Raw genomic sequence first — 25,755 nt, 5'->3', positions numbered from 1 at the left:
GCAATCTCAAATGACTATGTGATTTCTCGCATGGCCACTTGTGATGCTGATAATCTTTGTGACTATCAGTCCGTACTCACAAGCACCCACACGAATTGCTTGATTCGATTTGTTAAAGAGCGTTTGGTTAAGAGCGTTTCGTCTCAACCGAGGCGCGCATTCTACGCTTTCCTCATTTGCTGTCAAGCGTTTATTTTGAAGTTTTTTACAACCGATTTCTTTCGAAACCCTTCAACTTCAACAACTTACCGCTTGCCTCGAAGCGTTCAACGCTGCGAGGAGGCGAATAATACGCGCTTTGAGATCAGAGTCAACACCTTGATCTGAAAAAACTTTCTGCCAGCGTTTTACCTTCGTCGGCAACTAATGAAAGCGCCGCGAATCTGTAGAGAAACACCACCCAACGGAGCGTAGCGGCCATGAGCGATGCGCAAAGCGAGAAAACCCCGGGCCTGTCGGCGGACGAGGAGCAGGAAGTCAGCCTTAACCAACCGCCCCGCGCGGCAGTGCTGCACGAGATCATTCGTTACCAGGGCGACCAGGAACTGGAACGAACACTCGCCGCACTGTGGTGGTCGGCACTGGCCGCAGGCTTGTCCATGGGGTTGTCGCTCATGGCCATGGGGCTGTTCTACGCACGCCTGCCGGAGGGGGACAGTGCCCAGGTTATCGCCAGCATCGGCTATAGCGCAGGCTTCCTTGCAGTGATACTGGCGCGTCAGCAGTTGTTCACCGAAAACACCCTGACCGCCGTGTTGCCGGTAATGACTGCCCCCACCCTGGCCAACTTCGGGCGCCTGCTGCGCCTTTGGAGCGTGGTACTGCTTGGCAACCTCGCCGGCACCTTGCTGGTGGCCTGGGTAATGCTGGAGCTGCCGATCTTCGACAGCAAGACCGACGTGGCCTTCCTGGAGGTTGGCCGCAAGGTCATGAAAAACGATGTCAGCCAGATGTTCGCCAAAGGCATCGTATCGGGGTGGATGATCGCCACCATGGTCTGGATGATCCCGTCGATGGAACATGCCAAGATCTGGATCATCCTGATGATCACCTATCTGATGGCCCTGGGCGACTTCACCCATATAGTGGTCGGCTCGGTCGAGGTGTCCTATCTGGTCTGGGCCGGCGATGAAACCTGGAGCAGTTTCTGGCTGGAGTTCGCCCTGCCGACACTGGCGGGCAACATCATCGGCGGCAGTTTCATCTTCGGATTGATCAGCCATGCACAGGTGCGCAGCGACAGCGGCAAACCGCCCTCACGGCTACTGAAAGAGGACCAGCCACCCTCCCCGCGCCGCAACAACGGCAACAAATGAACCTCAGCGTGCCGCTACAACGCGCTCGTTCGCCTGGCCGCGCTGACGCACAGGCCGTGGCTGCCACCAGTTCTGCCCGGCGTGCGGAGAGTCAAGGCTGACCCGCTCGCCCATCTGCGGAGTGCTCAGGCGCACCTGTGCCTGGTTGGCCAGCGCCAGGATGCGTTCGAACGGTTCCTGCCAACCATGGATGGACAGGTCGAAAGTGCCGTTGTGAATCGGTAACAGCCAACGCCCGCGTAAATCCAGATGGGCCTGCAGACTCTGCTCCGGCTGCATGTGCACATCGGGCCAGGCGACGTTGTAGGCCCCGGTCTCGATCAAGGTCAGGTCGAACGGCCCGAAGCGCTCGCCAATCTGCTTGAACCCATCGAAGTAGCCGGTATCGCCACTGAAGAATACCCGCACATCCTCGTCGACGATCACCCACGACGCCCACAAGGTCCGGTTGCTGTCCAGCAGCCCACGCCCGGAAAAGTGCTGAGCCGGGGTGGCGACAAAGCGTACGCCCTCGACCTCGCTTTCCTGCCACCAGTCCAGCTGCCGCACCTTCGCCGGTGCCACGCCCCAGGTAATCAGCAAGTTGCCTACGCCCAGCGGGGCCAGGAACACACTTGTTCGCGGTGCAAGTTGGCGAATCGCCTGTTCGTCCAGATGATCGAAGTGATCGTGGGACAGTACCACCGCAGCCAATGGCGGCAATTGGTCCAGTGCCAAGGGTGGCGCATGGAAACGCAGCGGGCCGGCCCACTGCACTGGCGAGGCACGCTCGGCGAATACCGGGTCAGTAATAAAGAAGCGCCCACGCAGCTTGAGCAATACCGTGGAATGGCCCAGGCGCCACAGGCTGCGGTCGGGCGCATCGAGCACCTGCTGGCGGGTCATGGGCTGGAGGCTGACCGGTGTGGCCGGCCGGGTTTCCGGCGGTTTGCGCAGGAACAGGTACTTGAGCCCGATGCGCAGCTTCTTCAATACGCCATCCTGTGGCAACGACGCCTGGTTGTGAAAACGCCCTTCCCGCTGTGGCGCCGGCTCGCCGGCGGGGTTGGCCAAAGGGACCATCAGCAACACTCCGAGCAACAGGAAAGCCTTCATGCTACCCCACAGTGATCGGATCAACCATGAATTGGCTTGTAAGGTCATTTTTCGTCGATGAAACACTGTTCAACAATATTCATGCGAGTTATGCGATAAACGGTGCTTCAGCAGAAGAACGATGATCAAGATGGATAAACGCAGCGGCAAAGGACTTTCATTCGCCAAACGCATCTACCTGCCGCGGGTCATCGGCCTGGGAATCGGCCTGTTCAGTGTCATGGCCGCCATGGCGCCGCTGTCACCGCCCACCTGGGCATGGCTGCTGGTACTGTTCAATGGCCTCTTGTGGCCACATGTGGCCTACCTGTGGGCAGCCCGTTCGGCCACGCCCTACCAGGCAGAACAGCGCAACCTGGTTCTGGACTCCCTGATGGGTGGGTTCTGGACCGCCGCCATGCATTTCAATCCATTGCCCAGTGTGACCGTGCTTTCGATGATGACCATGAACAACGTCGCCGCCGGCGGCAAACGCATGGTCGTTCGCGGGATGCTGGCCCAGTTGGCCGGCATGCTCGTCGCCACATTGTTGCTGGGCCCCGGCCTGCAACTGAATGCCACACCCCTGCAGGTCTATGCCTGCCTGCCGATGCTGACGCTCTACCCACTGGCGCTAGGCTGGGTCTGCTACCAGCTGGCGATCAAGCTGGCCGACCACAAGCGCCGACTGAGTACCCTGAGCCTCACCGACAGCCTGACCGGCCTGCTCAACCACGGTGCCTGGAAAGACCTGCTGCTGCTGAAGTTCCAGGCCTGCCAGCAGCAAAAGGGGCACGCGGTGATTGCCCTGATCGACATCGACCACTTCAAGACCATCAACGACACGTTCGGTCACGTTGTCGGCGACTGTGTGCTGCGCCAACTCGGTGCCGAGCTGCGGCACAACCTACGCGAAGGCGACCAGGCCGGGCGCTACGGCGGTGACGAATTCTGCGTAATCTTGCCGGATACCAGCGAAGCCGAAGCGTGCCTGGCCATGGAGCGCCTGCGCGAGCGGGTCGCCAGCTACCGCAACCCGCAATTGCCGCACCTGCGCATCAGCCTGAGCATCGGCCTTTCGGCATTCGATGCCGACCTGGAGTCACCCGAGCACTGGCTCGAACAGGCGGACAAGGCGCTGTATACCGCCAAGCATGCCGGGCGCGACCAGGTCAATTTTGCCCGCAGCGACGCTGCAACGCTCAGGCTGGCCTATCCTGATTGAACCTCCTTCCTGACTAACTGGCGGGAGGCTGCCTGAAGGAGCCGCTCGCGCATGGCCAGGACCGCCAACCTTCCAACCGCCAGCCCCACCCCGCGCTTCCAGGTGCGTCGCTTGATTGCCGGCTTCAGCGCAGTTTTCGGCCTGGCTTGCCTGGTCATCGTCGGCGCCCTGTTCAATATCGCGGGTACTCTTGACCATCAGGAGCGCCAGCGCAGCGCCTCGCAGGCATCCAAGGCGCTGGAGCAACGGTTGCTCGCATCGCGCCAATTCCTGTCCAGCTACGCCGTATGGGATGCTGCCTTCGAACACCTGGCGGGGCAGGCCGACTGGAAATGGGCCTACGAAGAAAAGAACGTGGGCGAGTCGCTGTACAGCGCCAGCGGCTATGAGGGAGTGTTCGTGGTGGAGGACGCACGCACCACCTACGCCTTGTTCAGAGGCCAGCCTACCCAGGCGGCGGCCAATACCTATATCGATGCAGCGCTGCAGCCAATCATCGACCAGGCCCGGGCAGCGGCCATCCCCCGTGAACAGATCACCCGTTTCGTCCTGTTCAACGGTTGGCCGGCCGTGCTCAGTGCTGCGGCGGTGCGCCCGGACCGGGATGTCACCGAGAGCGAGGTCAGCCAGGCGCCGGTAATGCTGTTTGTCGACCAGCTCACCGAGGACAAGCTGGCGCAACTGAGCAGCGGTGCCGGCCTGACCGGTATGCACGTGGAGAAAAATGATGTGGGCGAGCACGGCCACCTGCGCATCGACCTCGGCGATACCGGCTACCACCTGTCCTGGAGCAGCCCGCTGCCAGGGCACCAGTTGCTGCGTGCTGTGTTGCCCCCGCTGTCGGGAGCCTTGCTGATACTTGGCCTGGTCATGCTCTACCTGTTCCGTCATGCCCTGCGCAGTTCGCGCGCGATCGACCTCACGCTCGCCCACCTTCAGCAGAGCAACCAGGCTCTGGAGGCCAGCGAGCAGCGTTTTCGCGCGGTGGCTGAGTCGGCATCCGACTGGATCTGGGAAACCGATCGGCAGCAACGCCTCACCTATCTGTCACAACGTTTTGTCAACGTTACCGGTTACCCTGTGGACGACTGGCTCGGCCACCCGCTCAATCAGTTGCTGGCCTGCGATACCACGCCGCTCTCGCCGTGGCTGGATGCCCTGGCCGCGGCCGACCCGCAACAACTTGCCAACCTGCGCTGCACCTACCGCGACCAGAATGGCCAGAACCGCTACTGCCGGATTTCGGCCCGCGCCATCTGGTACGACGACAAGCCCGTCGGTTTTCGTGGCACCGCCAGTGACATCACCGACGAAGTAGATGCCCATGCACGCATCCAGCACCTGTCGCTGCACGACCCGCTGACCGGCCTGGCCAACCGCAACAAGCTAGCCCGCCACCTGGAACAGGCGCTGTTACGTGGGAGCGACTCGCCACCACTGACCTTGCTGCTGCTGGACCTGGACAACTTCAAGCCGATCAACGACTCTCTCGGCCATGCCGCCGGTGACGCGGTGCTGCAGGAGGTAGCGAACCGCCTGCGCGACACTACCCGCGACGGCGACCTGGTCGCGCGTTTGGGCGGCGACGAGTTCCTCCTGGTGCTCAGCGGCATGGACAACCGCAGCGAGATCGACCGTTTCTGTGCGCGCCTTATCAGCCTGCTGCAGCAACCGATCGCCTTCGATAGCCAGACCCTCCATGTTGGCGCCAGCATCGGAGTCGCCCAGACCCGTACCCAAGGCTTCGATGCCGGCGAGCTGATCCGCTGCGCCGATATCGCCCTGTACCAGGCCAAGGCCGACGGCAAGAGCACCTGGCGCTATTTCGCTGCCGAAATGAACCAGCAGATCCAGTACCGCCGCCAACTGGAGAACGACATGCGGCGAGCCCTGCGCAACCAGGAATTCGAGCTGCACTACCAGCCGCGCTACCGCCTCAGCGACCTGCGCATCGTCGCAGTCGAGGCCTTGCTGCGCTGGCAGCATCCGCAGGAAGGGTTGCTGGGGCCGGACACCTTCATCCCCTTGGCCGAACAGAGTGACATCATTGTCGCGCTGGGCCGCTGGGTGTTGCGCGAAGCCTGCCGCACTGCCCATGACTGGCCCGCCGATGTTCTGGTCTCTGTGAACCTGTCACCTGCGCAGTTCCAGCGCAGCGATGTGGTGGCGGATGTACGCGAGATCCTGCTGGAAACCGCTTTCCCCGCACAGCGCCTGGAGCTGGAAATTACCGAGAACGTGATGCTCAATGACATCGAAGGCGCACTGGGCACAATGCTGTCGCTCAAAGAGCTGGGCGTTCGCCTGAACATGGACGACTTCGGCACCGGCTACTCGTCGCTGGGCTACTTGCGCACCTACCCGTTCGACAGCATCAAGATCGACAAACGCTTCATCGGCGGGCTGAACAACACCGCTGGCAGCGACCGCGCCGTGGTCCAGGCCATCATCAACCTGGGTGAAGCGATGGGGCTGACCGTGACGGCCGAAGGAGTGGAAAACGAGCAGCAGCTCAGGGCACTGCAGAAGGACCGTTGCCATGAAGTGCAAGGCTATTACCTGAGCAGGCCTCTGAACAGTGCGGGGCTCGAGGCGTTGTTGCAGCAGGCACCCCAGCGCTCGGCGCCCCACCTGTAGCGTAAGTTTGAAAGCTTGCGCAGCCCGCTCCCACAGGGATTTTCAGCACAGCTGCCGCAAGCTGCGCTCAGCCACGATTTCCGGCAGGTCGCGCCGGCGCAGGTAGGTGCGCAGCGGTTCACCGATGTTCAAACGGTCATCCACATGCTGCTCCAGCAACAGCGCCAGCCGTTCGCGGCAAAGAGCCATGCGCTGCCCTTGCTCGGGCCGCCAGACAAACTCGCTGCAGGGCGTGATGCTGGCATCGGCCACGTCCATGCCGAAAGAGTCTTCGGAAAAACGCACGATATGCACGCCGCGCTTGCCATGAAAACCGACGAAGCCCTTGAGCTGGTCGGCAGCGTTGCAGATGTCCTGTGAAGTGATGGCCATGACGTAACCTCGCAATGAAATCGGAAGATACGCACGCCAGGCGGGAAAGGGTTGCCTCTACCGGACAACTCGTGACTGGCAGCCTAACGCAAGCCATCACACAGGCGCCACGGTTTTCATCGATCAGCAACCACCGTCAACCTGTGAATGCAGCACCTCGCCCAACCATTGCATGAAGGCCTGCACCCGGCGTGGCACATGCCGCTGCCGGGCATACAACAGTGACACGGGCATGGCCGGGGCCTGCCAGCTTTCCAGTACCGAAACCAGCTCACCGCGCTGCAGGTGCTCGGCCACGCCCACCGCCGGCACCTGGATCAGCCCCAACCCGGCCAGGCAGGCCGCCGAGTAGGCCTCGGCATTGTTCACTGTGACCACGCCGGCCATGGCCTGGAAATGCAGTTCACCGTCCTGCAGAAATTCGAAACCGGCACTACGCCCCCCCAGAGTGCGCACGTAATGCACCAAGTGATGCTCGGCCAGGTCCTGCAGCGTGCGCGGCACGCCGTAGCGTGCAAGGTAGGCAGGGCTGGCACAGTTGCGCATGCTCAGTTGGCCGACCGGGCGCGCCACCACATCCAGGTCATGCAGGGCACCAATGCGCATCACGCAATCGAAGCCTTCACGCAGCAGGTCGACCTGGCGGTCGGTACAACTGAGCTCCACCTCCAGGCGCGGGAAGCGCTGCAGAAACTGCGGCAACGCCGGGATGATGACCCGGCGGGCCATCATTGTCGGCAGATCGACGCGCAGGCGCCCGGCCAGCTCGGCATCGTCGGCGCGGAACAAGCCCTCGATTTCGTCCATGCCCGACAGCAGGTCCTTGCTGCGCTCGTACAGCAAGGCGCCATCCTGGGTCGCCTGTACCCGGCGGGTGGTGCGGTTGAACAGCTGCGTACCCAGCAAACGCTCGAGCGCCCTGACCTGCTCCGACACAGTCGAACGGGGTAGCCCCAAGCTCTCGGCAGCCAGGGTGAAACTGCTGACCTCGCAGACCCGAACAAAGGTGCGCAACAACTCCAGCTTGTTCAATTCAGCCCTCGTCTATCCGGTTTTACCGAACAGTATTTCCATATTCGCTGGATTTAACAGCACCACACCGACCAATAACCTGTGCTCATCAGCCCACCATGAGGTTTTCACCATGACCCGCAAGATTGCCCTGATCACTGGCGCCAGCCGCGGCCTGGGCCGCAACACCGCAGAACACCTGGCCGCACGCGGCATCGATGTCATCGGCACTTACCACAGCAAGGCCGAGGAAGCCCACGCCGTCACCGCCCGGCTGGAGCAGGCCGGGGTCAAGGCCGTCATGCTGCAACTGGACGTCAGCGACAGCGCCAGCTTTGCCGGCTTCGCCGAATGCCTCGGCGCAACCCTGCAGCAACACTTCGGCCGCGAGCGCTTCGACTTTCTGGTGAACAATGCCGGGATCGGATTGAACGTGCCATACACCGAAACCAGCGAGGCGCAGTTCGACCAGTTGCTGAACATCCAGCTGAAAGGGCCGTTCTTCCTCACCCAGCGCCTGCTGCCGCTGCTGGTCGACAATGGCCGCATCGTCAACATTTCCACCGGCCTGGCGCGCTTTGCGCTGCCGGGGTATGCCGCCTATGCCGCGATGAAGGGGGCGATGGAGGTACTGACCCGCTATCAGGCCAAGGAACTGGGGGCGCGTGGTATTCGCGTGAACATTCTGGCGCCGGGGGCGATCGAGACCGATTTTGGCGGCGGCGTGGTGCGGGATAACCGACAGGTTAATGAATACATTGCCGGCAACACGGCGCTGGGGCGGGTGGGCTTGCCGGATGATATCGGGGCAGCGATTGCGCTGTTGCTGGAAGATGGCAACGGCTGGATCAACGGGCAACGGCTGGAGGTTTCGGGCGGGATGTTCCTCTGAATTCGGTTTTTCCGGGGCCGCATTGCGGCCCATCGCGACGCAAGGCCGCTCCTACAAGAATGCGCAATCGCACGGGGAATACGCGATCGCCTGTAGGAGCGGCCTTGTGTCGCGATGGGCTGCTCAGCAGCCCTTTGGCCCTCACGGCCGACTCTGCTCCTCATGCACCTGCACACTGGCCGTCATTCCCGCACTCAGGGTCACCCCCTCCGGCACCTGGTCCAGGCGAATCCTTACCGGTATCCGCTGCGCCAGTCGCACCCAGTTGAAGGTCGGCTCGACCTCCGGCAGCAACTGGCTGTCGGGGTTGCTGTTGCGGTCGGTGATACCACGGCTGATGCTTTCCACATGCCCTTGCATCGGTTCGCCCGCGCCCATCAGCCAGACCTTCACCGCATCCCCCACACGAATGCGTGGCAGCTTGGTTTCCTCGAAATAGGCCTGGATATAGAAGGTTGAATCGTCCACCAGGGCCATCACCGCCTCCCCGGTATTCACATAGTTGCCCTCGGCCAGGCGCAGGTTGGTGATATGCCCGCTGCGCGGCGCCCGCACTTCACTGCGCGCCAGGTTGATTTTGGCGACCTGCAATTGTGCCTCGGCCTCATGCAGCTCACCGCGGGCGATGGCCGCATTGATCTGGGCGTTTTCCCGCAATTCGGCACTGATCGCCTCCGGTCCAAGTGCGGTACGCCGGGCCGCTTCACGCTCGCGCAGGCGCAGTTGCTGGCTGCGGGTTTCGGTCACCGCACTGGCTTGGTCGAAAGCAGCCTGGAAGCGTTCGCGGTCGATGCTCATCAGCAGGTCGCCGGCCTTGACCTGCTGATTGTCACGGGCCTTCAGCTCGCGCACCCAGCCGGACACATCGGGGGCGATCACCACCACATCGGCGCGCACACGGGCATCGCGGGTCCAGGGGGTGAGCATGTAGTACTGCCACAGCTGATAGCCGGCGAAGACGGCAAGGGCCACCACACACAAGGTGACCAGGGTACGTACGGCCGCACGCATCGAAACACTCCTTTATAAAGCTCCCAGCAGTCGCACTACCAGGAACAACACACAAACGAACAACGCCGCATCGAACAGCGCTTCATGCCAGATCCAGCGCCCCAACGGCGTGGCCTGCACCACCAGACGCAACACGCCGGTAAGCACCAGCGCCATCAACACATAAACCAGGAAAGGGCTGAACAGCACGCCGCCCAATTCCCACTCACGCAACCCCATGGGATTCCTCCTGCCAACGGCACCACTTGCCCCAGCTTTTTTGCAGTTGCAGCACCGCCCCTTCGGCCAACCGCAGCGGATCGCTGGAGGGTAGACGGCGCAAGGCGCCAATGAACTGTTCGCTTGCGGCATCCAGGCTCTGTCCACGCCCTGGCGCCGGCCCTTTGGCCAGCACTGACTCTACCTGCTGCAGGTATTCACGCTCGGCCCGTCCCAACGGGGCCTGGGCGACCGCCAGGCACATGCGCAAATGCACCAGTTCGTCGCCGATATCCAGGCCGTGCAGGCCGTCGTCCCAGCGCTTGCGTTCGCTCTCGGGCAGGTCGCCGGCATGCCGCGCCAGTTGCATCAGGCGGTCGGCCATGCGCCCGCCAAACCAACTGTCGGCCCCGCGCAGGTCGCGCCGGGTCAGGCGCACCAGGTCATTCTGGGTCGCCGCGCGCAGGCGCTGGCCCAGCCAGGCCGGGTGGCGAAACACCAACAAGCGGAAGGCCATCACCGCCGCCGACACACCCACCAGCATGGCCAAGGCACTGTTGAGCATGGTGGCCACGCCGAACTGCATGGCGTTGAGCGGCGACACCAGCACGATGAAATGCAGGCAATAAGAAGTAGCCGTGGCCCCGGTCCGCGGGTGAGCCATGCCCAGCGCACCAAGAAACAGCGGCACCCCCATGCCCAGGCAGAGCATGGCGAAGCTGCTCCATTGCGGCAGCAGAATTTGCCCGACCAGAAACGCCGCCGGTATTGCCAGGAGGATCCCTCGTAAAAAGCTCAGGCCGATCTGCGCGCCATTCTCGCGGCTGGCGAACAGGCTGCAGACCACACAGGTCAGCACCAGGCCACCCGGTGCCGAAGGCCAGGCGGTGGCCAGCCAGAAACCACTCATCACCAGAAAGGCCAGCGCACTGCGTGAGCCGAACAGCAAGGCCAGCGACCAGTCGCGGTGCGCGGCCAGGCCCTGAGACACATCCTTGGGCGCCCTGCCCGCCTCCACATCCTCCAGCGCCTGGCTGGCAGCCATGGCGTAATCCAGCAGCAGTGCCATGCGTGCCAGGCAAAAGTGCTCCGCCGGGCTGATCTGATCATCGTGGGCAGCATCCCAGATGCGCTGGCGCAGAAGCAAAAGGCTCGGCTGATCGGGCTTGCCCAACAGTGCGCGCACCTCCTCCAGCCAGGGCGCCAGGCGTTCGGCCTCGCCCTCATCAAGTTGCCGCCACTGGCGGCGCACCGAACGGGAAATGCGCAGCAGCACCATCAGTTTCTGGCTCAGGCCGCGAATGGCACGAGCGCGTTGGCGCCCGCGATTGCCTTCGAACCAGGCGTGTTCGCGTTGGCTGTCGATGGCAACGATACGCCCCAGGCTCTCCAGCAGGCCTTTGCGCGCCTCGTCTTCACCGCCCAGCATGGCACTGGCGGCCTGCAGGCCGTTCTGCCAGGCCTGACGTGCCTGCCCGCCCAGTTGCTGCTCTACCCGCATGGGCCAGAGCAAGGCGCTGCTGGCGGTGGCACAGAAGATACCCAGGCAGATCTCGGTACAGCGCGCCACGGCCTGGTCGAACACCTGCAACGGGTGATCGATGGCCGGCAGGGCAATGATCGCCGCCGTGTAGCCTGCCAAAACGAAGGCATAGGCCCAGGCGCTGCGCAACTGGGTGGAGGCGGCGGTGCACAGGGCCAGCCACAGGGCCAGGGTGAGCAGGAACAGACCGGGGGTCTGGGCAAACAGACCGATGAACAGCACCGACATAAACGTGCCGACCAGGGTGCCGGCCAGCCGCGCCAGGCCCTTCTGCACCACCATGCCTGACAACGGCTGGGCGACGATGAAAGCGGTCATCAGGGCCCAGGACGGTTGCTCCAGGCCCCAGCGCATCGCCAACCACAGGGCCAGGCCGCCACCGAGCAGGGTCTTGATGGCGAACTTGAGGGCGAGGCTGCTGGGAGCGAACAGGGCCTGGAAGGTGATGGGCACGAGACGGACCTTGAGGGGATGGTCTTGTAGAAAGATAGACAATGGTGGGAAGGATAAAGCGGAAACGATTAATTAGCTAGCTAATCATCTTTGTTATGGACAGGCTCTCCTGTGCTGCCCTCTTCGCGGGCATGCCCGCTCCCACATGGGACCGCGCACAGTCCGAATCCTGTGAAGTCATTGTGGGAGCGGGCGTGCCCGCGAAGAGGCCGGTACAGGCAACACAAAAATTGCAGGCAAAAAAATGGGCGACCGAAGTCGCCCTAAATGCCTTGCGTGCTCGTGTACCCGGAAGGTCAGCGTGGTTTGCGCTTGTTCGAGTCCTTCCAGATGAAAATGCCCAGACCGGCAAAGAATGCGACCATCAACCCGACCGTTACCACTCCGGCGATAACCACGTTGTCGAAGAACATGCTGGCCTCCCCATTCGTTTGCCGTTGTCCGATGGGTGCAAGTTAACCAATGTGGAGGCGGGGAAAATTGATCGGGGTCAATGGTGCCCGGGGCCGGGCACGCGAGGCGGGTGCAGGGTTGACCTGCGTCAAGTTTCAGCGCTTCTTCGGCTTGCCCTTGGGCTTCTTTTTCTTGGCACTGTTCAACGGCAGGGCCTGCTCGAACGCATTGCGCATTTCGTTCAGGCGCTTTTCCTTGAGGTCGTGGACGCGCTTGGCGCGTTCGGCATCGAAATCGATGAGGTTGTCTTGGCTCATGGGTGGGCTCGACGATCAACTGAGACTTGCATGATGAAGCCAGGCGCTGGCGCTGACCAGCCCCATGTCAGACTTCGATGTCCACCAGCAGCCCCTGGCGTACATGCTCGCCCATCAATGGCGCTACCGGCACGGTGTTGTCGGCGTTGACCTCGTCACCCGGCATTGCACTGTAGCGTTCGTCGTCGCCCTTCTGCCGACGTTGCTGCTGGCGGCGCTGCTCGTCGCGCAGCAGCAGCGCCTGCTCCTGCGGGTCACGCTGCTGCTTGAGGTCGATGGCACTTTCACCGGATGCAGGCTGGGTCGGCACCACCGGCTTGATGTCGGGTGTCGGCTTGACCGGGTCCTGTTGCGAGGTCACCGGGGCGGCACTGAGCGGAATGATCGGTGGCAGCATGGACGTTCTCCTATGCCCCCCTGTATCGGCAGGCGCGGGTTTACCTTGATGGCATGCACAACACTTATTCGGCTTCGTCGTCAGGGTTGTCGTCGCTTGGCGGGCTGGCCTCGCTCCAGGGCCGCTTGTACACCTGCTGCCAGACCGCGTCCATGTGCTCGCGCAGCACCTGCGGCGCGCCCTTGAGCGAGGCGCTGTCCTCACGCTCACCGCCGATCGGCTCTTCACCTGCCGGGGTGATCAGCGACTGGCCGGTGATGCTATAGCTGGCCTGCCCCTCGCGCATCTCGATGGCGATGTCGTGCGGGTCGATGCCACCGCCACAGAATGCGTGGCTGGCAACCGTCACCTCGGCGATGCCGTCCTTGTTCAGGTCGCCGACATCGCTGACGTCGTTATAGAAGTCCACATCCAGGTCCAGGCCCGGGCAGGTGGTTTCCTGTTCGATCTGCCAGCGCGCCTTGAAAGCGTCATTTTCGGCCTTGCGCCCGTACAGCGTGGCCTTGAGTACCACCTTGTCAACTTCCTGCTCGCTTTCCGGGTCGCTGGCCTGGCCATCGCTGCGGCTCAACACCAGCAGGCCTTCACCGTCGCGGTCACGAAAGTGCACGCTCTTGATCGGCGTCTGCACGCCCAGCACCTCGAGCTGTTCGATCGGGATGGCGGGCAAGGTCTCGAAGTTTTTCTGCTCGCAGGCGGCCAGCAGCAACAGGCTGCCCACGGCCATCGAAGCGCTGATCCAGCGGTGCTTGGCAGACATGTTGATCCGGAGCCCTCGTCGGCAGCACGGTGGGGGACGATGAAGCGGCTAGACTGTTGCTACCTATCGCACTTCGGCACCTTTCGATGCGCTCGGCACTTTGGTCTGACCGGCCGATCCGTTAACATAACCGGCTTTTTCATCGCGGGAGTTCAGGCAGTATGGCGCAGCAGTATCAACCGGGGCAACGCTGGATCAGCGACAGCGAAGCCGAGCTCGGCCTGGGTACCATCCTGGCGCAGGATGGCCGCCTGTTGACCGTGCTCTACCCGGCCACTGGCGACACCCGCCAGTATTCCCTGCGCAATGCGCCGCTGACCCGCGTGCGCTTCTCGCCAGGTGACCAGATCACCCACTTCGAAGGCTGGAAGTTGACCGTGCGCGAGGTCGAGGACATCGACGGGCTGATGGTCTACCACGGCCTGGACGGGCAGAACCAGCCGCGCACCCTGCCAGAAACCCAGTTGTCGAACTTCATCCAGTTCCGCCTGGCCAGCGACCGCCTGTTCGCCGGGCAGATCGACCCGCTCTCGTGGTTCAGCCTGCGCTACAACACCCTGCAGCACACCAGCAAGCAGATGCAGTCGGCGCTGTGGGGCCTGGGCGGCTGCCGTGCCCAACCCATCGCCCACCAGTTGCACATCGCCCGCGAAGTCGCCGACCGCAGCGCGCCACGCGTCTTGTTGGCCGACGAAGTGGGCCTGGGCAAAACCATCGAGGCCGGCTTGGTGATCCACCGCCAGCTGCTGTCGGGCCGCGCCAGCCGCGTTCTGATCCTGGTACCGGAAAACCTCCAGCACCAGTGGCTGGTGGAAATGCGCCGCCGCTTCAACCTGCAGGTGGCCCTGTTCGACGCCGAGCGTTTCATCGAAAGCGACGCCAGCAACCCGTTCGAGGATGCCCAGCTGGCGCTGGTGGCCCTGGAGTGGCTGGTCGACGACGAAAAGGCCCAGGACGCGCTGTTCGCTGCCGGCTGGGACCTGATGGTGGTGGACGAAGCTCACCACCTGGTCTGGCACGAAGACCAGGTCAGCGCCGAATACGGCCTGGTCGAACAGCTGGCCCAGGTGATCCCGGGCGTGCTGCTGCTCACCGCCACCCCCGAGCAGCTCGGCCAGGACAGTCACTTCGCCCGCCTGCGCCTGCTCGACCCCAACCGTTTCCACGACCTGGCCGCCTTCCGCGCCGAGAGTGAGCACTATCGCCCGGTGGCCGAAGCCGTACAGGAACTGCTCGACGAAGGCCGCCTGTCGCCCAAGGCCCACGCCACCATCCAGGGCTTCCTGGGTGCCGAAGGCGAAGCCTTGCTGGCTGCGGTCAGCGACGGCGATACCCAGGCCAGCGCGCGCCTGATCCGTGAGCTGCTCGACCGCCACGGCACCGGCCGCGTGCTGTTCCGTAACACCCGCGCGGCGATCCAGGGCTTCCCTGAGCGCCAGCTGCACCCTTACCCACTGGCGACGCCCGAGCAGTACCGCGACCTGCCAGCCGGCGAACATGCCGAGCTGTACCCGGAAGTCGCCTTCCAGGCCCAGGGCGAGGTGGCCGATGACGAGCGCTGGTGGCGTTTCGACCCGCGCGTCGACTGGCTGATCGACACCCTGAAGATGCTAAAGCGTACCAAGGTGCTGGTGATCTGCGCCCATGCCGAAACCGCGATGGACCTGGAGGACGCCCTGCGCGTGCGCTCCGGAATCCCGGCCTCGGTGTTCCATGAGGGCATGAGCATCCTCGAACGCGACCGCGCCGCCGCCTACTTCGCTGACGAAGAGTTCGGCGCGCAGGTGCTGATCTGCTCCGAGATCGGCAGTGAAGGCCGCAACTTCCAGTTTGCCCACCATCTGGTGATGTTCGACCTGCCAGCGCACCCCGACCTGCTAGAACAGCGCATCGGCCGCCTCGACCGTATCGGCCAGAAGCACACCATCCAGCTGCATATCCCGTACCTGCAGGACAGCCCGCAAGAGCGCCTGTTCCAGTGGTACCACGAAGGCCTCAACGCCTTCCTCAACACCTGCCCTACCGGCAACGCCCTGCAGCACCAGTTCGGCCCGCGCCTGCTGCCACTGCTTGAAGGTGGCGAAAGCAAGGCCTGGGAAGCCCTGGTGGCCGACGCCCGCAGCGAACGCGAACGCCTGGAAGCCGAACTGCATACCGGCCGTGACCGTCTGCTGGAGCTCAACTCCGGCGGTGCCGGCGAAGGCCAGGCGCTGGTCGAGGACATTCTCGAACAGGACGACCAGTTCGCCCTGCCGATCTACATGGAAACCCTGTTCGACGCCTTCGGCATCGACAGTGAAGACCATTCCGAGAACGCCCTGATCCTCAAGCCGAGCGAAAAGATGCTCGACGCCAGCTTCCCGCTGGGTGACGACGAAGGCGTGACCATCACCTACGACCGTGGCCAGGCGCTGTCGCGCGAGGACATGCAGTTCCTCACCTGGGAACACCCGATGGTACAAGGCGGCATGGACCTGGTGCTGTCCGGCTCGATGGGCAACACCGCCGTGGCGCTGATCAAGAACAAGGCGCTCAAACCCGGGACCGTGCTGCTTGAACTGCTGTTCGTCAGCGAGGTGGTGGCACCGCGCAGCCTGCAACTGGGGCGTTACCTGCCACCGGCGGCATTGCGCTGCCTGCTCGATGCCAACGGCAACGACCTGGCGTCCCGCGTGGCCTTCGAAACCCTCAACGACCAGCTGGAAAGCGTGCCACGCGCCAGCGCCAACAAGTTCGTCCAGGCCCAGCGTGACGTGCTGGCCCAGCGCATCGGCAGCGGCGAGGCCAAGGTCATGCCGGCCCACGTCGAGCGCGTGGCCGAGGCCCAGCGCCGCCTTACAGCGGAGGCCGACGAAGAACTGGCCCGTCTGGTCGCCCTGCAAGCGGTCAACCCGAGCGTGCGCGACAGCGAGATCGAAGCGCTGCGCAAGCAGCGCGAAGAGGGCCTGGCGATGCTGGAAAAGGCCGCCCTGCGCCTGGAAGCCATTCGCGTGCTGGTGGCTGGCTAGTCTTTCCCCGCTCCTACAAATGCGAGCCAATATTCTTGGCGGCGATTGATTCCATAACCAAATCGTAGGAATCAATGTGCCATTAGTCAGGAAGGCTTAAACACCTCTTCCTATACTGCCTCTGGACAGTCTGCACAGGGTTTAGCGCAGACGAGTGAAAACTCGATCATGAGGCATTCCATGGAATGGCTGGGGCTGCAACTGTTCGCCGACCTGCCGGCAACCGGGCGCATCGTCATCGATTGCCGGCATGAACCGTTCCTGGTTCTGCTTGCCTACCTCGTCGCCTGTGCGGCCTGCTTCGCCACGCTGGACATGGCCGAGCGACAATCCCACAGCGAAGACCCCACCGCCCACCGACAATGGAACATGCTCGGTGCCTGCTGCCTGGCAGGTGGCATCTGGGCCATGCATTTCATCAGCATGCTGGCCTTCCGGGCACCAGTGGAAGTGCACTACGACGCTTCCCTGACCATCCTTTCGCTGCTCATCGCACTGGCCGTCGCCTGGCTGGCCATGCACAGCCTCGACCGCAGCCAGATGCGCGCAATCCATTACCTGCGAAGTGCGGTACTGATCGGCCTGGGCATCATCCTGATGCACTTCGTAGGCATGGCCGCCCTGGAAACCGGTGCCCGCCAGTACTACCAGACCGGCCTGCTGCTGGCCTCTGCCACCATTGCCCTGCTCACCAGCCTGACCGCGCTATACCTGGCCCGCTACTTCCGGCAGGGCAGCGGTACCTTGCACCAGGCCATGAAGTACGGCGCCAGCCTGCTGATGGCTGGTGGTATCGTTGCCACCCACTTTACCGCGATGTCGGCCATGACCCTGGTCATCCCGGCCGACACCGCCCTGCGCCTGCCCTCTGGCGACAACAGCCTGCAACTGGCGCTGGGCATCGGCTTCATCACCATGCTGATCAGTGCTGCCAGCATCAGTACCGCACTGGCCGACAAGAAGCTGCAAAGCAAGGAGCACGACCTGCGCCGGGTCAGCGTGCTGCTCAGCCAACTGGACCAGGCCCGCGCTTCGCTGCAGCAGGCCGCGCACTACGACGCCCTGACCAACCTGGTCAACCGCCGCGGTTTCAACCAGGTGTTCGCCGAACGCCTGGCCGAGCACCAGGCCACGGAAAGCCACCTGGCGGTGATGTTCCTCGACATCGACCATTTCAAGCGCATAAACGACAGCCTCGGTCACGACGCCGGCGACGAACTGCTCAAAGTGATCGCCGGACACATCAAGGCCGCCACCCGAAACCGCGACCTGGTCGCACGCCTGGGCGGCGACGAGTTCTGCGTGGTCACCAGCCTCACCAACCGCGACGAAGCCCGCCACCTGGCCCAGCGCATCATGCAGAGGATGAAAGAGCCCATAAACCTGGGCGGCCGGCGCATGGTCATGACCACCAGCATCGGCATCAGCATCTTCCCCGACGACGGCACCACCGCCGAAGAGCTGCTCAAGCATGCAGACCTTGCCCTGTACCAGTCCAAGGGTAACGGGCGCAACAGCCTGAACTTCTTCAACGACAGCCTGAAGACCCAGGCCTCGATTGCTCTGCAACTGGAAGAGGAACTGCGGGTGGCGCTGCTCGAGGAGCATGGGCTATGCGTGCACTACCAGCCGATCTTCGACCTGCGCAGCAGGCAAGTGGCCAAACTGGAGGCCCTGGTGCGCTGGCAACACCCGCAACACGGCCTGCTCGGGCCTGATCGTTTTGTCGCCATCGCAGAGGCCAACGGGCTGATCATCGACCTCGATCTGTGGGTGCTGCGCCACGCCTGCACCGACCTGGCCTATCTGCAGCGCCACGGTCATGGAAACCTCAAGGTCACGGTCAATTGTTCGGCCGTCACCCTCAGTCACGACGAACTGCCCAACGAAGTGGAAAAGGCGCTGTTCCACGCCGGGCTCGCACCCCGACAGCTGGAACTGGAAGTGACCGAGAACGCCTTGATGGGTGACATCCAGCGCACGGTTAACCTGCTCACGCGCATACGCGCCCTGGGCGTGGCGCTGTCGATCGATGACTTCGGCACCGGCTACTCGTCGCTGGCCTACCTCAAGCGCCTGCCGCTGGACGTGCTTAAGGTCGACCGCAGCTTCCTGCAGGATGTGCCGGGCAGCCAGAAGGATCGCGAAATTGTCCAGGCGATCATCGTCATGGCGCATACCCTGCATCTGCAGGTGGTCAGCGAGGGCGTGGAAACCGCCGAACAGCTGGCGTTTCTCCAAGCCCACGGCTGCGACTACCTGCAGGGCTACCTGCTGGCCCCCCCGGAGCCGCTGGCCGAACTACGCTCGCTACTGGAGCGGGTTCGGCACAAGGGCGGCGTGTTCAGCCCTTGCTGCGATACAGCTCAACCAGGGTCGCCGGATCCTTTTGCAGGTACCCCTGGCTTGCGTGCAGGCGCATCAATTGTGCGGCAAGGCCACTGAGCGGCGTCGCCGACCCTTGCTCGCGGGAGAACTTGACCGCGCCATCGAGGTCCTTGAGCAGCGTGCGCACATGCCACTTGATCGGCTCGAAGCGGCTCTCGGCCATTTGCGGAGCGAGGATCTGCAACGGTCTGGAGTCGGCAAAACCACCCGCCAGCGCTTCGGCGATCAGCGTCGCGTCGACACCGGACTGTTCAGCCAAGGCAACCACTTCGGCGATTACCAGAGCATTGCAGGCCACGATCATCTGGTTGCAGGCCTTGGTCACCTGGCCTGCGCCCACCGCGCCCATATGCGTCACGCGCTGGCCAAGTACCTGCAGTACCGGGCGCGCACGCTCCAGGTCGGCTGCCTCGCCACCGACCATGATCGCCAGGGTGCCGGCTTCGGCCCCGGGGGTGCCCCCGGACACTGGCGCGTCCAGCCAGGCCATGCCGCACAGCGCTGCCAGTTCGGCGGCCATTTCACGAGTGGCGGTTGGCTCCAGGCTGGAGAAATCGACCAGTAACTGGCCGCTGCGTCCGCCCTGGGCAATGCCTTGCTCGCCGAACACCACCTCGCGGACCACGGCCGTGTCGGCCAGGCACAGCAGCACCATGTCGCTGTCGCGGCACAGTTCGGCAGGGCTGCTGGCCAGGCGCGCGCCAGCCGCGACCAGTGCAGCGCACTTGTCCGGGCTGCGGTTCCATACCGTCAGCGGGTAACCCGCTGCCAGCAGGCGCCGGCACATGGGCAGGCCCATCAGGCCGATGCCGGCGAATCCAAGCGAAGGTAGTGCAGTGCTCATCAATGACTCCGGACAAATTCGATATTGATCCGGGCCGCTTTGCGGCCTTCGTGGGCGCGCCCGCTCCCACAGGACCAGCGCTGGTCTGAAGAGCAACATCTGACCTGTGGGAGCGGGCATGCCCGCGAAGGGCTGTAAGGCAGCCCCCATTACGCATCCCGTAAACTGTTACCGCCACGCCGAATTGTTACTTCCCTCTACCCGCCTTGAGCGCCTTCAAGCACCAAAACGGGGCTGCTGCGCATTTTCGCGCACCAAAAGCGATCATGCCTCTGTCGGGCGCTTTGCCTGAATCACGATGAACGGCGAAACCACCACCGCCCAGATCTCTGGATCGCGGCTTTGCAGGTCCAGGGCCTGCTCGGCGGTTACCGGACCAACAGTGCCATCACTACGCCACTTGGCGAAGATCTCGCTGCGATTCTCGGCCATCGCCTCGGCAACGGTGATCAGGTCGAGGCTCGGGTCGACCCAAATCAGGTCACCCTTGGCCCAGAAACGCTCCAGCGCTTTCCACTCGATGATTGCCGTCTCGCCAAGCAATTTGGCATAGAGGGTGCTTGTTTGATCAGTCATGGGTGGTATCCGCAAAAATCGGCCAATAAAAAAGGTCGGCATTTTTGCAGAAAAACCCGGTTTCAAATATGTAATTTGGTCGATTGATCCCGAACTTGTGGGGCGGGGTCGCAGATGCAGGCAGTTTGATGGCGCCTTTCTGTATCTTTGTGTCGATCAAGCGACAACCCAGGAAGCAGGCACTTTTCGACCGCTTTTCAAGCGCTCGAACAGCGCTCTACACTGTACCGGTACAGTTCCGGGACATGTTCCGGGGGAAGGTGGGCTTGCGCGTTGGCATGGCCACGCCGCAAATCCCGCCCGGTCTGTAGCCCTGGCCGCCAGGACTATAAGAATTACAACAGAATGAGTGGAGCACTATGATCAAGATTTCCAAGCTGTTCGCCGCAATGGTTCTGGCAGGGGTAGCCAGCCATTCGTTTGCCGCCGATACCATCAAGATCGGGATTGCAGGCCCCAAGACCGGCCCTGTGACCCAGTACGGCGACATGCAATTCATCGGCGCAAAGCAAGCCATCAAGGATATCAACGCCGCGGGCGGCGTGGATGGCAAGATGCTCGAAGCCAAGGAATACGACGACGCCTGCGATCCTAAACAGGCCGTGGCAGTCGCCAACAAAGTGGTCAACGACGGCGTCAAGTTCGTCATTGGCCACCTGTGCTCCAGCTCTACCCAGCCTGCGTCCGACATCTACGAAGACGAAGGCGTGATCATGATCACCCCGGCCGCGACCTCCCCGGAAATCACCGCACGTGGCTACAAGCTGATCTTCCGCACCATCGGCTTGGACAGCGCCCAGGGCCCGGCTGCCGGCAACTACATCGCCGACCACGTCAAGCCGAAGGTTGTCGCCGTTCTGCACGACAAGCAGCAGTACGGTGAAGGCATCGCTACCGCGGTCAAGCAGACCCTGGAGAAGAAAGGCACCAAGGTGGCCGTCTTTGAAGGTCTGAACGCCGGTGACAAGGACTTCTCCTCGATCATCCAGAAGCTCAAGCAGAACAACGTCGACTTCGTCTACTACGGCGGCTACCACCCAGAGCTGGGCCTGATCCTGCGTCAGGCTCAGGAAAAGGGCCTGAAAGCCAAGTTCATGGGCCCGGAAGGCGTGGGCAACGACTCCATCTCGCAAATCGCCCAGAACGCCTCCGAAGGCCTGCTGGTGACCCTGCCGAAGTCGTTCGACGCGGACCCTGCGAACAAGAAGATCGTCGACGCCATCAAGGCTGACGGCAAGGACCCAAGCGGCCCGTTCGTGTTCCCGGCCTACTCGGCTGTCGAGCTGATCGCCCAGGGCATCAAGGAAGCCAAGTCCGAAGATGCCGACAAGGTGGCAGCCGCCATCCACAAAGGTACCTTCAAGACCCCGACCGGTGACCTGTCGTTCGACGACAAAGGCGACCTGAAAGACTTCAAGTTCGTGGTCTACGAATGGCACTTCGGCAAGCCGAAGACCGAAGTCTCCCCTCAGTAACTGCGTGACTAATAGCTGACCGTAGAAGCCCACTGTGCGAGCAGTGGGCTTTGTTTTACGAGGTTCATGGGCCTGATCCCCGCGATCCGGGGGCGGGCTCACCTGAAAATCTTAAAACCGTCACCCGCGGTTTCCTGGCCTACCCCCGCCAGCGAAATGCAAATCAGGTTTTTAGGAGCGCTGTAATGCCTGAGATCTACCATTTCTTCCAACAACTGGTTAATGGATTGACCATCGGCAGCACCTATGCCTTGATCGCCATCGGCTACACGATGGTGTACGGCATCATTGGCATGATCAACTTCGCCCACGGCGAGGTGTATATGATCGGTTCCTACGTGGCCTTCATCGCCCTGGCGGGCCTGGCCATGATGGGTATCCATTCGCTGCCTGTCCTGATGACCGTCGCCTTTGTCGCGACGATCTTCGTCACCAGTGCCTATGGCTACAGCATCGAACGGGTTGCCTACCGCCCCCTGCGCAACAGCAACCGTCTGATCCCGCTGATTTCCGCCATCGGCATGTCGATCTTCCTGCAGAACACCGTCCTGCTGTCGCAAGATTCCAAGGACAAGTCCATCCCCAACCTGATCCCCGGAAGCTTCTCGTTCGGGCCAGGCGGCGCGGAGGAAGTACTGATCAGCTACATGCAGATCCTGGTGTTCGTGGTCACCCTGGTGGCCATGACCTGCCTCACGCTGTTCATCTCCCGTTCCCGCCTGGGCCGCGCCTGCCGCGCCTGCGCCGAGGACATCAAGATGGCCAACCTGCTGGGCATCAACACCAACAACATCATCGCCCTCACTTTCGTCATCGGTGCCGCCCTGGCGGCGGTGGCGGCCGTGCTGCTGAGCATGCAGTACGGGGTGATCAACCCCAACGCCGGTTTCCTGGTGGGCCTGAAGGCCTTCACCGCGGCGGTGCTGGGTGGCATCGGCAGCATTCCGGGCGCCATGCTCGGCGGGCTGGTGCTGGGCGTGGCCGAAGCGTTCGGTGCCGATATCTTCGGCGACCAGTACAAGGACGTGGTGGCATTCGGCTTGTTGGTTCTTGTCCTGCTATTCCGGCCGACCGGCATCCTGGGCCGCCCGGAGGTTGAAAAAGTATGAACAGAAATCTCAAACAGGCGTTCTTCAGCGCCTTGCTGGTATGGGCCGTGGCCTTCCCGGTACTGGGCCTGAAACTGAGCATCGACGGCATCAGCCTGTCCGTGCACAGCCAGGGCTCGTTCAACCTCAGCATCATTGCCCTGTGCTCGGTGCTGATGTTCCTGCGCGTGCTGTTCGACAAGCAGTGGAACTCGGTAATGGGCCGCCGTTCGGATCGCAAGCTGATCCCGCCGGCGGTCAGCAACTACCTGACCCTGCCGAAAACCCAGCGCTACGTGATCATCGGCCTGATCGTCGCGGCACTGGTATGGCCGTTCTTCGGCTCGCGCGGCGCGGTCGACATTGCCACGCTGATCCTGATCTACGTGTTGCTGGGCCTGGGCCTGAACATCGTGGTCGGTTTGGCAGGCCTGCTCGACCTCGGTTACGTCGGCTTCTACGCCGTCGGTGCCTACAGCTACGCCATGCTCTCGCACTACCTGGGCTGGAGCTTCTGGGTATGCCTGCCGATCGCCGGCCTCATGGCCGCTACCTTCGGTTTCCTGCTCGGCTTCCCGGTGCTGCGCCTGCGCGGTGACTACCTGGCGATCGTGACCCTCGGCTTCGGCGAGATCATCCGCCTGTTCCTGCGTAACCTCACCGACTGGACCGGCGGCCCCAACGGCATCAGCAACATTCCCAAGCCGGAGTTCTTCGGCCTGACCTTCGAACGCCGTGCCGCCGAAGGCATGCAGACGTTCCATGAGTTCTTCGGGCTGGAATACAACTCGATCAACAAGGTCATTTTCCTCTATCTGGTGGCCCTGCTGCTGGCCCTGCTGGCGCTGTTCGTGATCAACCGCCTGCTGCGCATGCCGATCGGCCGCGCCTGGGAAGCCCTGCGCGAAGACGAGATCGCCTGCCGCGCTCTGGGCCTGAACCCGACCGTGATCAAGCTGTCGGCATTCACCCTGGGCGCCTGCTTCGCCGGTTTCGCCGGCAGCTTCTTCGCTGCGCGCCAAGGCCTGGTGACGCCGGAGTCGTTCACCTTCATCGAGTCGGCGATCATCCTCGCCATCGTCGTGCTCGGCGGCATGGGCTCACAACTGGGCGTGATCCTCGCGGCCATCGTGATGATCCTGCTGCCCGAGCTGATGCGTGAGTTCAGCGAATACCGGATGCTGATGTTCGGTGCGCTGATGGTGTTGATGATGATCTGGCGTCCGCAAGGCCTGCTGCCTATGCAACGTCCACACATGGAGCTGCGTCGATGAGCCGCGAAATTCTGCAAGTCAGCGGCCTGAGCATGCGCTTCGGCGGCTTGTTGGCGGTCAACGGCGTGGGCCTGACCGTAAAGGAAAAACAGGTGGTGGCACTGATCGGCCCGAACGGCGCCGGCAAGACCACCGTGTTCAACTGCCTGACCGGCTTCTACAAGCCCAGCGGCGGCACCATCCTGCTCGATGGCCAGCCGATCCAGGGCCTGGCCGGGCATCAGATCGCCCGCAAGGGCGTGGTGCGAACATTCCAGAACGTGCGCCTGTTCAAGGAAATGACCGCGCTGGAAAACCTGCTGATCGCCCAGCACCGCCACCTCAACACCAACTTCTTCGCCGGCCTGTTCAAGACCCCAAGCTTCCGCCGCAGCGAGAAGGAGGCCATGGAGCGCGCGCAGTACTGGCTGGAGAAGGTCAACCTGACCGAGTTCGCCAACCGTACCGCCGGCACCCTCGCCTACGGGCAGCAGCGCCGCCTGGAAATCGCCCGCTGCATGATGACCCAGCCGCGCATCATCATGCTCGACGAACCGGCTGCGGGCCTGAACCCGAAGGAAACCGAAGACCTCAAGGCGCTGATCGCCTACCTGCGTGAGTCGCACAACGTCACCGTGCTGCTGATCGAGCACGACATGAAGCTGGTGATGAGCATTTCCGACCATATCGTGGTGATCAACCAGGGCACCCCCCTGGCCCACGGCACGCCGGAAGAGATCCGCGACAACCCTGACGTGATCAAAGCCTACCTGGGGGAAGCGTAAATGCTGAAGTTCGAGAACGTTTCCACCTTCTACGGCAAGATCCAGGCGCTGCACAGCGTCAATGTGGAGATCAACCAGGGCGAGATCGTCACCCTGATCGGCGCCAACGGCGCCGGCAAGTCAACCTTGCTGATGACCTTGTGCGGCTCGCCGCAGGCGCACAGCGGCAGCATCAAGTACCTGGGTGAAGAGCTGGTCGGCCAGCCGTCTTCGCACATCATGCGCAAGAGCATCGCGGTGGTACCGGAAGGCCGCCGCGTGTTCTCCCGCCTGACCGTCGAGGAAAACCTGGCAATGGGTGGTTTCTTCACCGACAAGGGCGATTACCAGGAGCAGCTGGACAAGGTGTTGCAGCTGTTCCCGCGCCTGAAGGAGCGTTATATCCAGCGTGGCGGCACCATGTCCGGTGGCGAGCAGCAGATGCTCGCCATTGGCCGGGCGCTGATGAGCAAGCCCAAGCTGCTGCTGCTCGACGAGCCATCGCTGGGTCTGGCGCCAATCATCATCCAGCAGATCTTCGACATCATCGAACAGCTGCGCCGTGATGGCGTGACGGTGTTCCTGGTGGAGCAGAACGCCAACCAGGCGCTGAAGATCGCTGACCGGGCGTATGTGCTGGAGAACGGCCGGGTGGTGATGCAGGGTACTGGGGAAGCACTGCTGACCGACCCGAAGGTGCGCGACGCGTACCTGGGGGGTTGACCTGGAAAAGGGCCATCTACTGGCCCTTTTTTCTACC

At 62.8% G+C, this 25,755-nt stretch carries 23 protein-coding genes; 11 read left to right on the top strand and 12 right to left on the bottom strand.

The window, feature by feature from the left end; genetic code table 11:
• The first annotated feature begins 419 nt into the window (after positions 1-419).
• Positions 420-1,316: a formate/nitrite transporter family protein gene (locus ACLCGK_RS25740; RefSeq protein ID WP_085721085.1), complete on the top strand. Its 897-nt coding sequence runs from the start codon at positions 420-422 to the stop codon at positions 1,314-1,316.
• Between the two features lie 3 nt (positions 1,317-1,319).
• On the opposite strand, the gene ACLCGK_RS25735 is transcribed toward ACLCGK_RS25740, so the two are convergent.
• Positions 1,320-2,411 (bottom strand): MBL fold metallo-hydrolase, encoded by a 1,092-nt coding sequence (locus tag ACLCGK_RS25735; RefSeq protein WP_085721084.1) that lies wholly within the window; start codon positions 2,409-2,411, stop codon positions 1,320-1,322.
• Positions 2,412-2,541: 130 nt separating this feature from the next.
• Between ACLCGK_RS25735 and ACLCGK_RS25730 the strand changes: the two genes are divergently transcribed.
• Positions 2,542-3,615, top strand: a complete 1,074-nt coding sequence (locus ACLCGK_RS25730) for a diguanylate cyclase (protein ID WP_410953245.1) — start codon at positions 2,542-2,544, stop codon at positions 3,613-3,615.
• Between the two features lie 51 nt (positions 3,616-3,666).
• Entirely contained in the window at positions 3,667-6,252 is a 2,586-nt protein-coding gene (locus ACLCGK_RS25725) for an EAL domain-containing protein (protein WP_410953244.1), read from the top strand.
• 42 nt (positions 6,253-6,294) lie between these two features.
• Here the strand turns inward: ACLCGK_RS25725 and ACLCGK_RS25720 are convergent, their stop codons facing one another.
• Positions 6,295-6,624 carry a DUF2025 family protein gene (locus ACLCGK_RS25720; RefSeq protein WP_015271519.1) on the bottom strand — a complete coding sequence of 110 codons (330 nt, stop codon included), beginning with the start codon at positions 6,622-6,624 and terminating at the stop codon, positions 6,295-6,297.
• Positions 6,625-6,747: 123 nt separating this feature from the next.
• Positions 6,748-7,656 carry a LysR family transcriptional regulator gene (locus tag ACLCGK_RS25715; protein WP_410953243.1) on the bottom strand — a complete coding sequence of 303 codons (909 nt, stop codon included), beginning with the start codon at positions 7,654-7,656 and terminating at the stop codon, positions 6,748-6,750.
• A 112-nt stretch (positions 7,657-7,768) separates the two neighbouring features.
• On the opposite strand from ACLCGK_RS25715, the gene ACLCGK_RS25710 reads away from it, so the two are divergent.
• Positions 7,769-8,527: an SDR family NAD(P)-dependent oxidoreductase gene (locus ACLCGK_RS25710; protein ID WP_410953242.1), complete on the top strand. Its 759-nt coding sequence runs from the start codon at positions 7,769-7,771 to the stop codon at positions 8,525-8,527.
• 141 nt (positions 8,528-8,668) lie between these two features.
• On the opposite strand, the gene ACLCGK_RS25705 is transcribed toward ACLCGK_RS25710, so the two are convergent.
• From ACLCGK_RS25705 to ACLCGK_RS25675, 7 genes are all read right to left on the bottom strand, one after another.
• A complete protein-coding gene (locus ACLCGK_RS25705; protein ID WP_015271522.1) occupies positions 8,669-9,538 on the bottom strand; it encodes an HlyD family secretion protein in 870 nt (289 codons plus the stop codon).
• 12 nt (positions 9,539-9,550) lie between these two features.
• Positions 9,551-9,757, bottom strand: coding sequence for a DUF1656 domain-containing protein (locus tag ACLCGK_RS25700; RefSeq protein ID WP_013973910.1), 207 nt, complete (start codon positions 9,755-9,757; stop codon positions 9,551-9,553).
• Positions 9,744-11,732, bottom strand: coding sequence for an FUSC family protein (locus ACLCGK_RS25695; protein ID WP_410953241.1), 1,989 nt, complete (start codon positions 11,730-11,732; stop codon positions 9,744-9,746). The genes ACLCGK_RS25700 and ACLCGK_RS25695 overlap by 14 nt, the downstream gene beginning before the upstream one ends.
• A 296-nt stretch (positions 11,733-12,028) precedes the next feature.
• Positions 12,029-12,145 carry a cytochrome c oxidase subunit CcoM gene (gene ccoM / locus ACLCGK_RS25690; RefSeq protein WP_003254862.1) on the bottom strand — a complete coding sequence of 39 codons (117 nt, stop codon included), beginning with the start codon at positions 12,143-12,145 and terminating at the stop codon, positions 12,029-12,031.
• 135 nt (positions 12,146-12,280) lie between these two features.
• Complete coding sequence (locus ACLCGK_RS25685) at positions 12,281-12,442, bottom strand: hypothetical protein (protein ID WP_003258944.1); 162 nt, start codon at positions 12,440-12,442, stop codon at positions 12,281-12,283.
• A 67-nt stretch (positions 12,443-12,509) separates the two neighbouring features.
• Positions 12,510-12,839: a hypothetical protein gene (locus ACLCGK_RS25680; protein WP_003258942.1), complete on the bottom strand. Its 330-nt coding sequence runs from the start codon at positions 12,837-12,839 to the stop codon at positions 12,510-12,512.
• A 64-nt stretch (positions 12,840-12,903) separates the two neighbouring features.
• Entirely contained in the window at positions 12,904-13,599 is a 696-nt protein-coding gene (locus ACLCGK_RS25675; protein WP_410953240.1) for a M949_RS01915 family surface polysaccharide biosynthesis protein, read from the bottom strand.
• Positions 13,600-13,760: 161 nt separating this feature from the next.
• Here ACLCGK_RS25675 and rapA point away from each other — a divergent pair, with 161 nt between their 5' ends.
• Complete coding sequence (rapA, locus tag ACLCGK_RS25670; protein WP_274121147.1) at positions 13,761-16,607, top strand: RNA polymerase-associated protein RapA; 2,847 nt, start codon at positions 13,761-13,763, stop codon at positions 16,605-16,607.
• 180 nt (positions 16,608-16,787) lie between these two features.
• Positions 16,788-19,052 carry a putative bifunctional diguanylate cyclase/phosphodiesterase gene (locus ACLCGK_RS25665; protein WP_410953246.1) on the top strand — a complete coding sequence of 755 codons (2,265 nt, stop codon included), beginning with the start codon at positions 16,788-16,790 and terminating at the stop codon, positions 19,050-19,052.
• On the opposite strand, the gene ACLCGK_RS25660 is transcribed toward ACLCGK_RS25665, so the two are convergent.
• Positions 18,952-19,839: an NAD(P)-dependent oxidoreductase gene (locus ACLCGK_RS25660; protein ID WP_410953239.1), complete on the bottom strand. Its 888-nt coding sequence runs from the start codon at positions 19,837-19,839 to the stop codon at positions 18,952-18,954. The genes ACLCGK_RS25665 and ACLCGK_RS25660 overlap by 101 nt on opposite strands.
• Positions 19,840-20,103: 264 nt before the next feature.
• A complete protein-coding gene (locus ACLCGK_RS25655; protein ID WP_023660958.1) occupies positions 20,104-20,415 on the bottom strand; it encodes a DUF2288 domain-containing protein in 312 nt (103 codons plus the stop codon).
• A gap of 359 nt (positions 20,416-20,774) precedes the next feature.
• On the opposite strand from ACLCGK_RS25655, the gene ACLCGK_RS25650 reads away from it, so the two are divergent.
• The 5 genes from ACLCGK_RS25650 to ACLCGK_RS25630 all read left to right on the top strand — a co-directional run bounded on the left by ACLCGK_RS25650 (position 20,775) and on the right by ACLCGK_RS25630 (position 25,718).
• Entirely contained in the window at positions 20,775-21,890 is a 1,116-nt protein-coding gene (locus tag ACLCGK_RS25650; RefSeq protein ID WP_410953238.1) for a branched-chain amino acid ABC transporter substrate-binding protein, read from the top strand.
• A 185-nt stretch (positions 21,891-22,075) separates the two neighbouring features.
• Positions 22,076-22,999, top strand: coding sequence for a high-affinity branched-chain amino acid ABC transporter permease LivH (livH, locus tag ACLCGK_RS25645; RefSeq protein ID WP_013973918.1), 924 nt, complete (start codon positions 22,076-22,078; stop codon positions 22,997-22,999).
• Positions 22,996-24,252, top strand: coding sequence for a high-affinity branched-chain amino acid ABC transporter permease LivM (locus ACLCGK_RS25640; RefSeq protein ID WP_410953237.1), 1,257 nt, complete (start codon positions 22,996-22,998; stop codon positions 24,250-24,252). Before livH ends, ACLCGK_RS25640 begins: the two co-directional genes overlap by 4 nt.
• Positions 24,249-25,016 (top strand): high-affinity branched-chain amino acid ABC transporter ATP-binding protein LivG, encoded by a 768-nt coding sequence (gene livG / locus ACLCGK_RS25635; RefSeq protein WP_013973920.1) that lies wholly within the window; start codon positions 24,249-24,251, stop codon positions 25,014-25,016. The genes ACLCGK_RS25640 and livG overlap by 4 nt, the downstream gene beginning before the upstream one ends.
• Positions 25,017-25,718, top strand: a complete 702-nt coding sequence (locus tag ACLCGK_RS25630) for an ABC transporter ATP-binding protein (RefSeq protein ID WP_013973921.1) — start codon at positions 25,017-25,019, stop codon at positions 25,716-25,718.
• Positions 25,719-25,755 lie beyond the last annotated feature (37 nt).

The sequence above is a fragment of the Pseudomonas sp. S1(2024) genome (assembly GCF_046557535.1).
The sequence above is the reverse complement of the archived record's forward strand: the minus strand, read 5'-3'. Positions and strand labels throughout refer to the sequence as shown.

Bases quoted from the DNA above. Each gene is read 5' to 3' on its own strand.
- ACLCGK_RS25740 (WP_085721085.1), top strand. From the start codon at position 420: ATGAGCGATGCGCAAAGCGAGAAAACCCCGGGCCTGTCGGCGGACGAG.
- ACLCGK_RS25735 (WP_085721084.1), bottom strand. From the start codon at position 2,411: ATGAAGGCTTTCCTGTTGCTCGGAGTGTTGCTGATGGTCCCTTTGGCC.
- ACLCGK_RS25730 (WP_410953245.1), top strand. From the start codon at position 2,542: ATGGATAAACGCAGCGGCAAAGGACTTTCATTCGCCAAACGCATCTAC.
- ACLCGK_RS25725 (WP_410953244.1), top strand. From the start codon at position 3,667: ATGGCCAGGACCGCCAACCTTCCAACCGCCAGCCCCACCCCGCGCTTC.
- ACLCGK_RS25720 (WP_015271519.1), bottom strand. From the start codon at position 6,624: ATGGCCATCACTTCACAGGACATCTGCAACGCTGCCGACCAGCTCAAG.
- ACLCGK_RS25710 (WP_410953242.1), top strand. From the start codon at position 7,769: ATGACCCGCAAGATTGCCCTGATCACTGGCGCCAGCCGCGGCCTGGGC.
- ACLCGK_RS25705 (WP_015271522.1), bottom strand. From the start codon at position 9,538: ATGCGTGCGGCCGTACGTACCCTGGTCACCTTGTGTGTGGTGGCCCTT.
- ACLCGK_RS25700 (WP_013973910.1), bottom strand. From the start codon at position 9,757: ATGGGGTTGCGTGAGTGGGAATTGGGCGGCGTGCTGTTCAGCCCTTTC.
- ccoM (WP_003254862.1), bottom strand. From the start codon at position 12,145: ATGTTCTTCGACAACGTGGTTATCGCCGGAGTGGTAACGGTCGGGTTG.
- ACLCGK_RS25685 (WP_003258944.1), bottom strand. From the start codon at position 12,442: ATGAGCCAAGACAACCTCATCGATTTCGATGCCGAACGCGCCAAGCGC.
- ACLCGK_RS25680 (WP_003258942.1), bottom strand. From the start codon at position 12,839: ATGCTGCCACCGATCATTCCGCTCAGTGCCGCCCCGGTGACCTCGCAA.
- ACLCGK_RS25675 (WP_410953240.1), bottom strand. From the start codon at position 13,599: ATGTCTGCCAAGCACCGCTGGATCAGCGCTTCGATGGCCGTGGGCAGC.
- rapA (WP_274121147.1), top strand. From the start codon at position 13,761: ATGGCGCAGCAGTATCAACCGGGGCAACGCTGGATCAGCGACAGCGAA.
- ACLCGK_RS25665 (WP_410953246.1), top strand. From the start codon at position 16,788: ATGGAATGGCTGGGGCTGCAACTGTTCGCCGACCTGCCGGCAACCGGG.
- ACLCGK_RS25660 (WP_410953239.1), bottom strand. From the start codon at position 19,839: ATGAGCACTGCACTACCTTCGCTTGGATTCGCCGGCATCGGCCTGATG.
- ACLCGK_RS25655 (WP_023660958.1), bottom strand. From the start codon at position 20,415: ATGACTGATCAAACAAGCACCCTCTATGCCAAATTGCTTGGCGAGACG.
- ACLCGK_RS25650 (WP_410953238.1), top strand. From the start codon at position 20,775: ATGATCAAGATTTCCAAGCTGTTCGCCGCAATGGTTCTGGCAGGGGTA.
- livH (WP_013973918.1), top strand. From the start codon at position 22,076: ATGCCTGAGATCTACCATTTCTTCCAACAACTGGTTAATGGATTGACC.
- ACLCGK_RS25640 (WP_410953237.1), top strand. From the start codon at position 22,996: ATGAACAGAAATCTCAAACAGGCGTTCTTCAGCGCCTTGCTGGTATGG.
- livG (WP_013973920.1), top strand. From the start codon at position 24,249: ATGAGCCGCGAAATTCTGCAAGTCAGCGGCCTGAGCATGCGCTTCGGC.
- ACLCGK_RS25630 (WP_013973921.1), top strand. From the start codon at position 25,017: ATGCTGAAGTTCGAGAACGTTTCCACCTTCTACGGCAAGATCCAGGCG.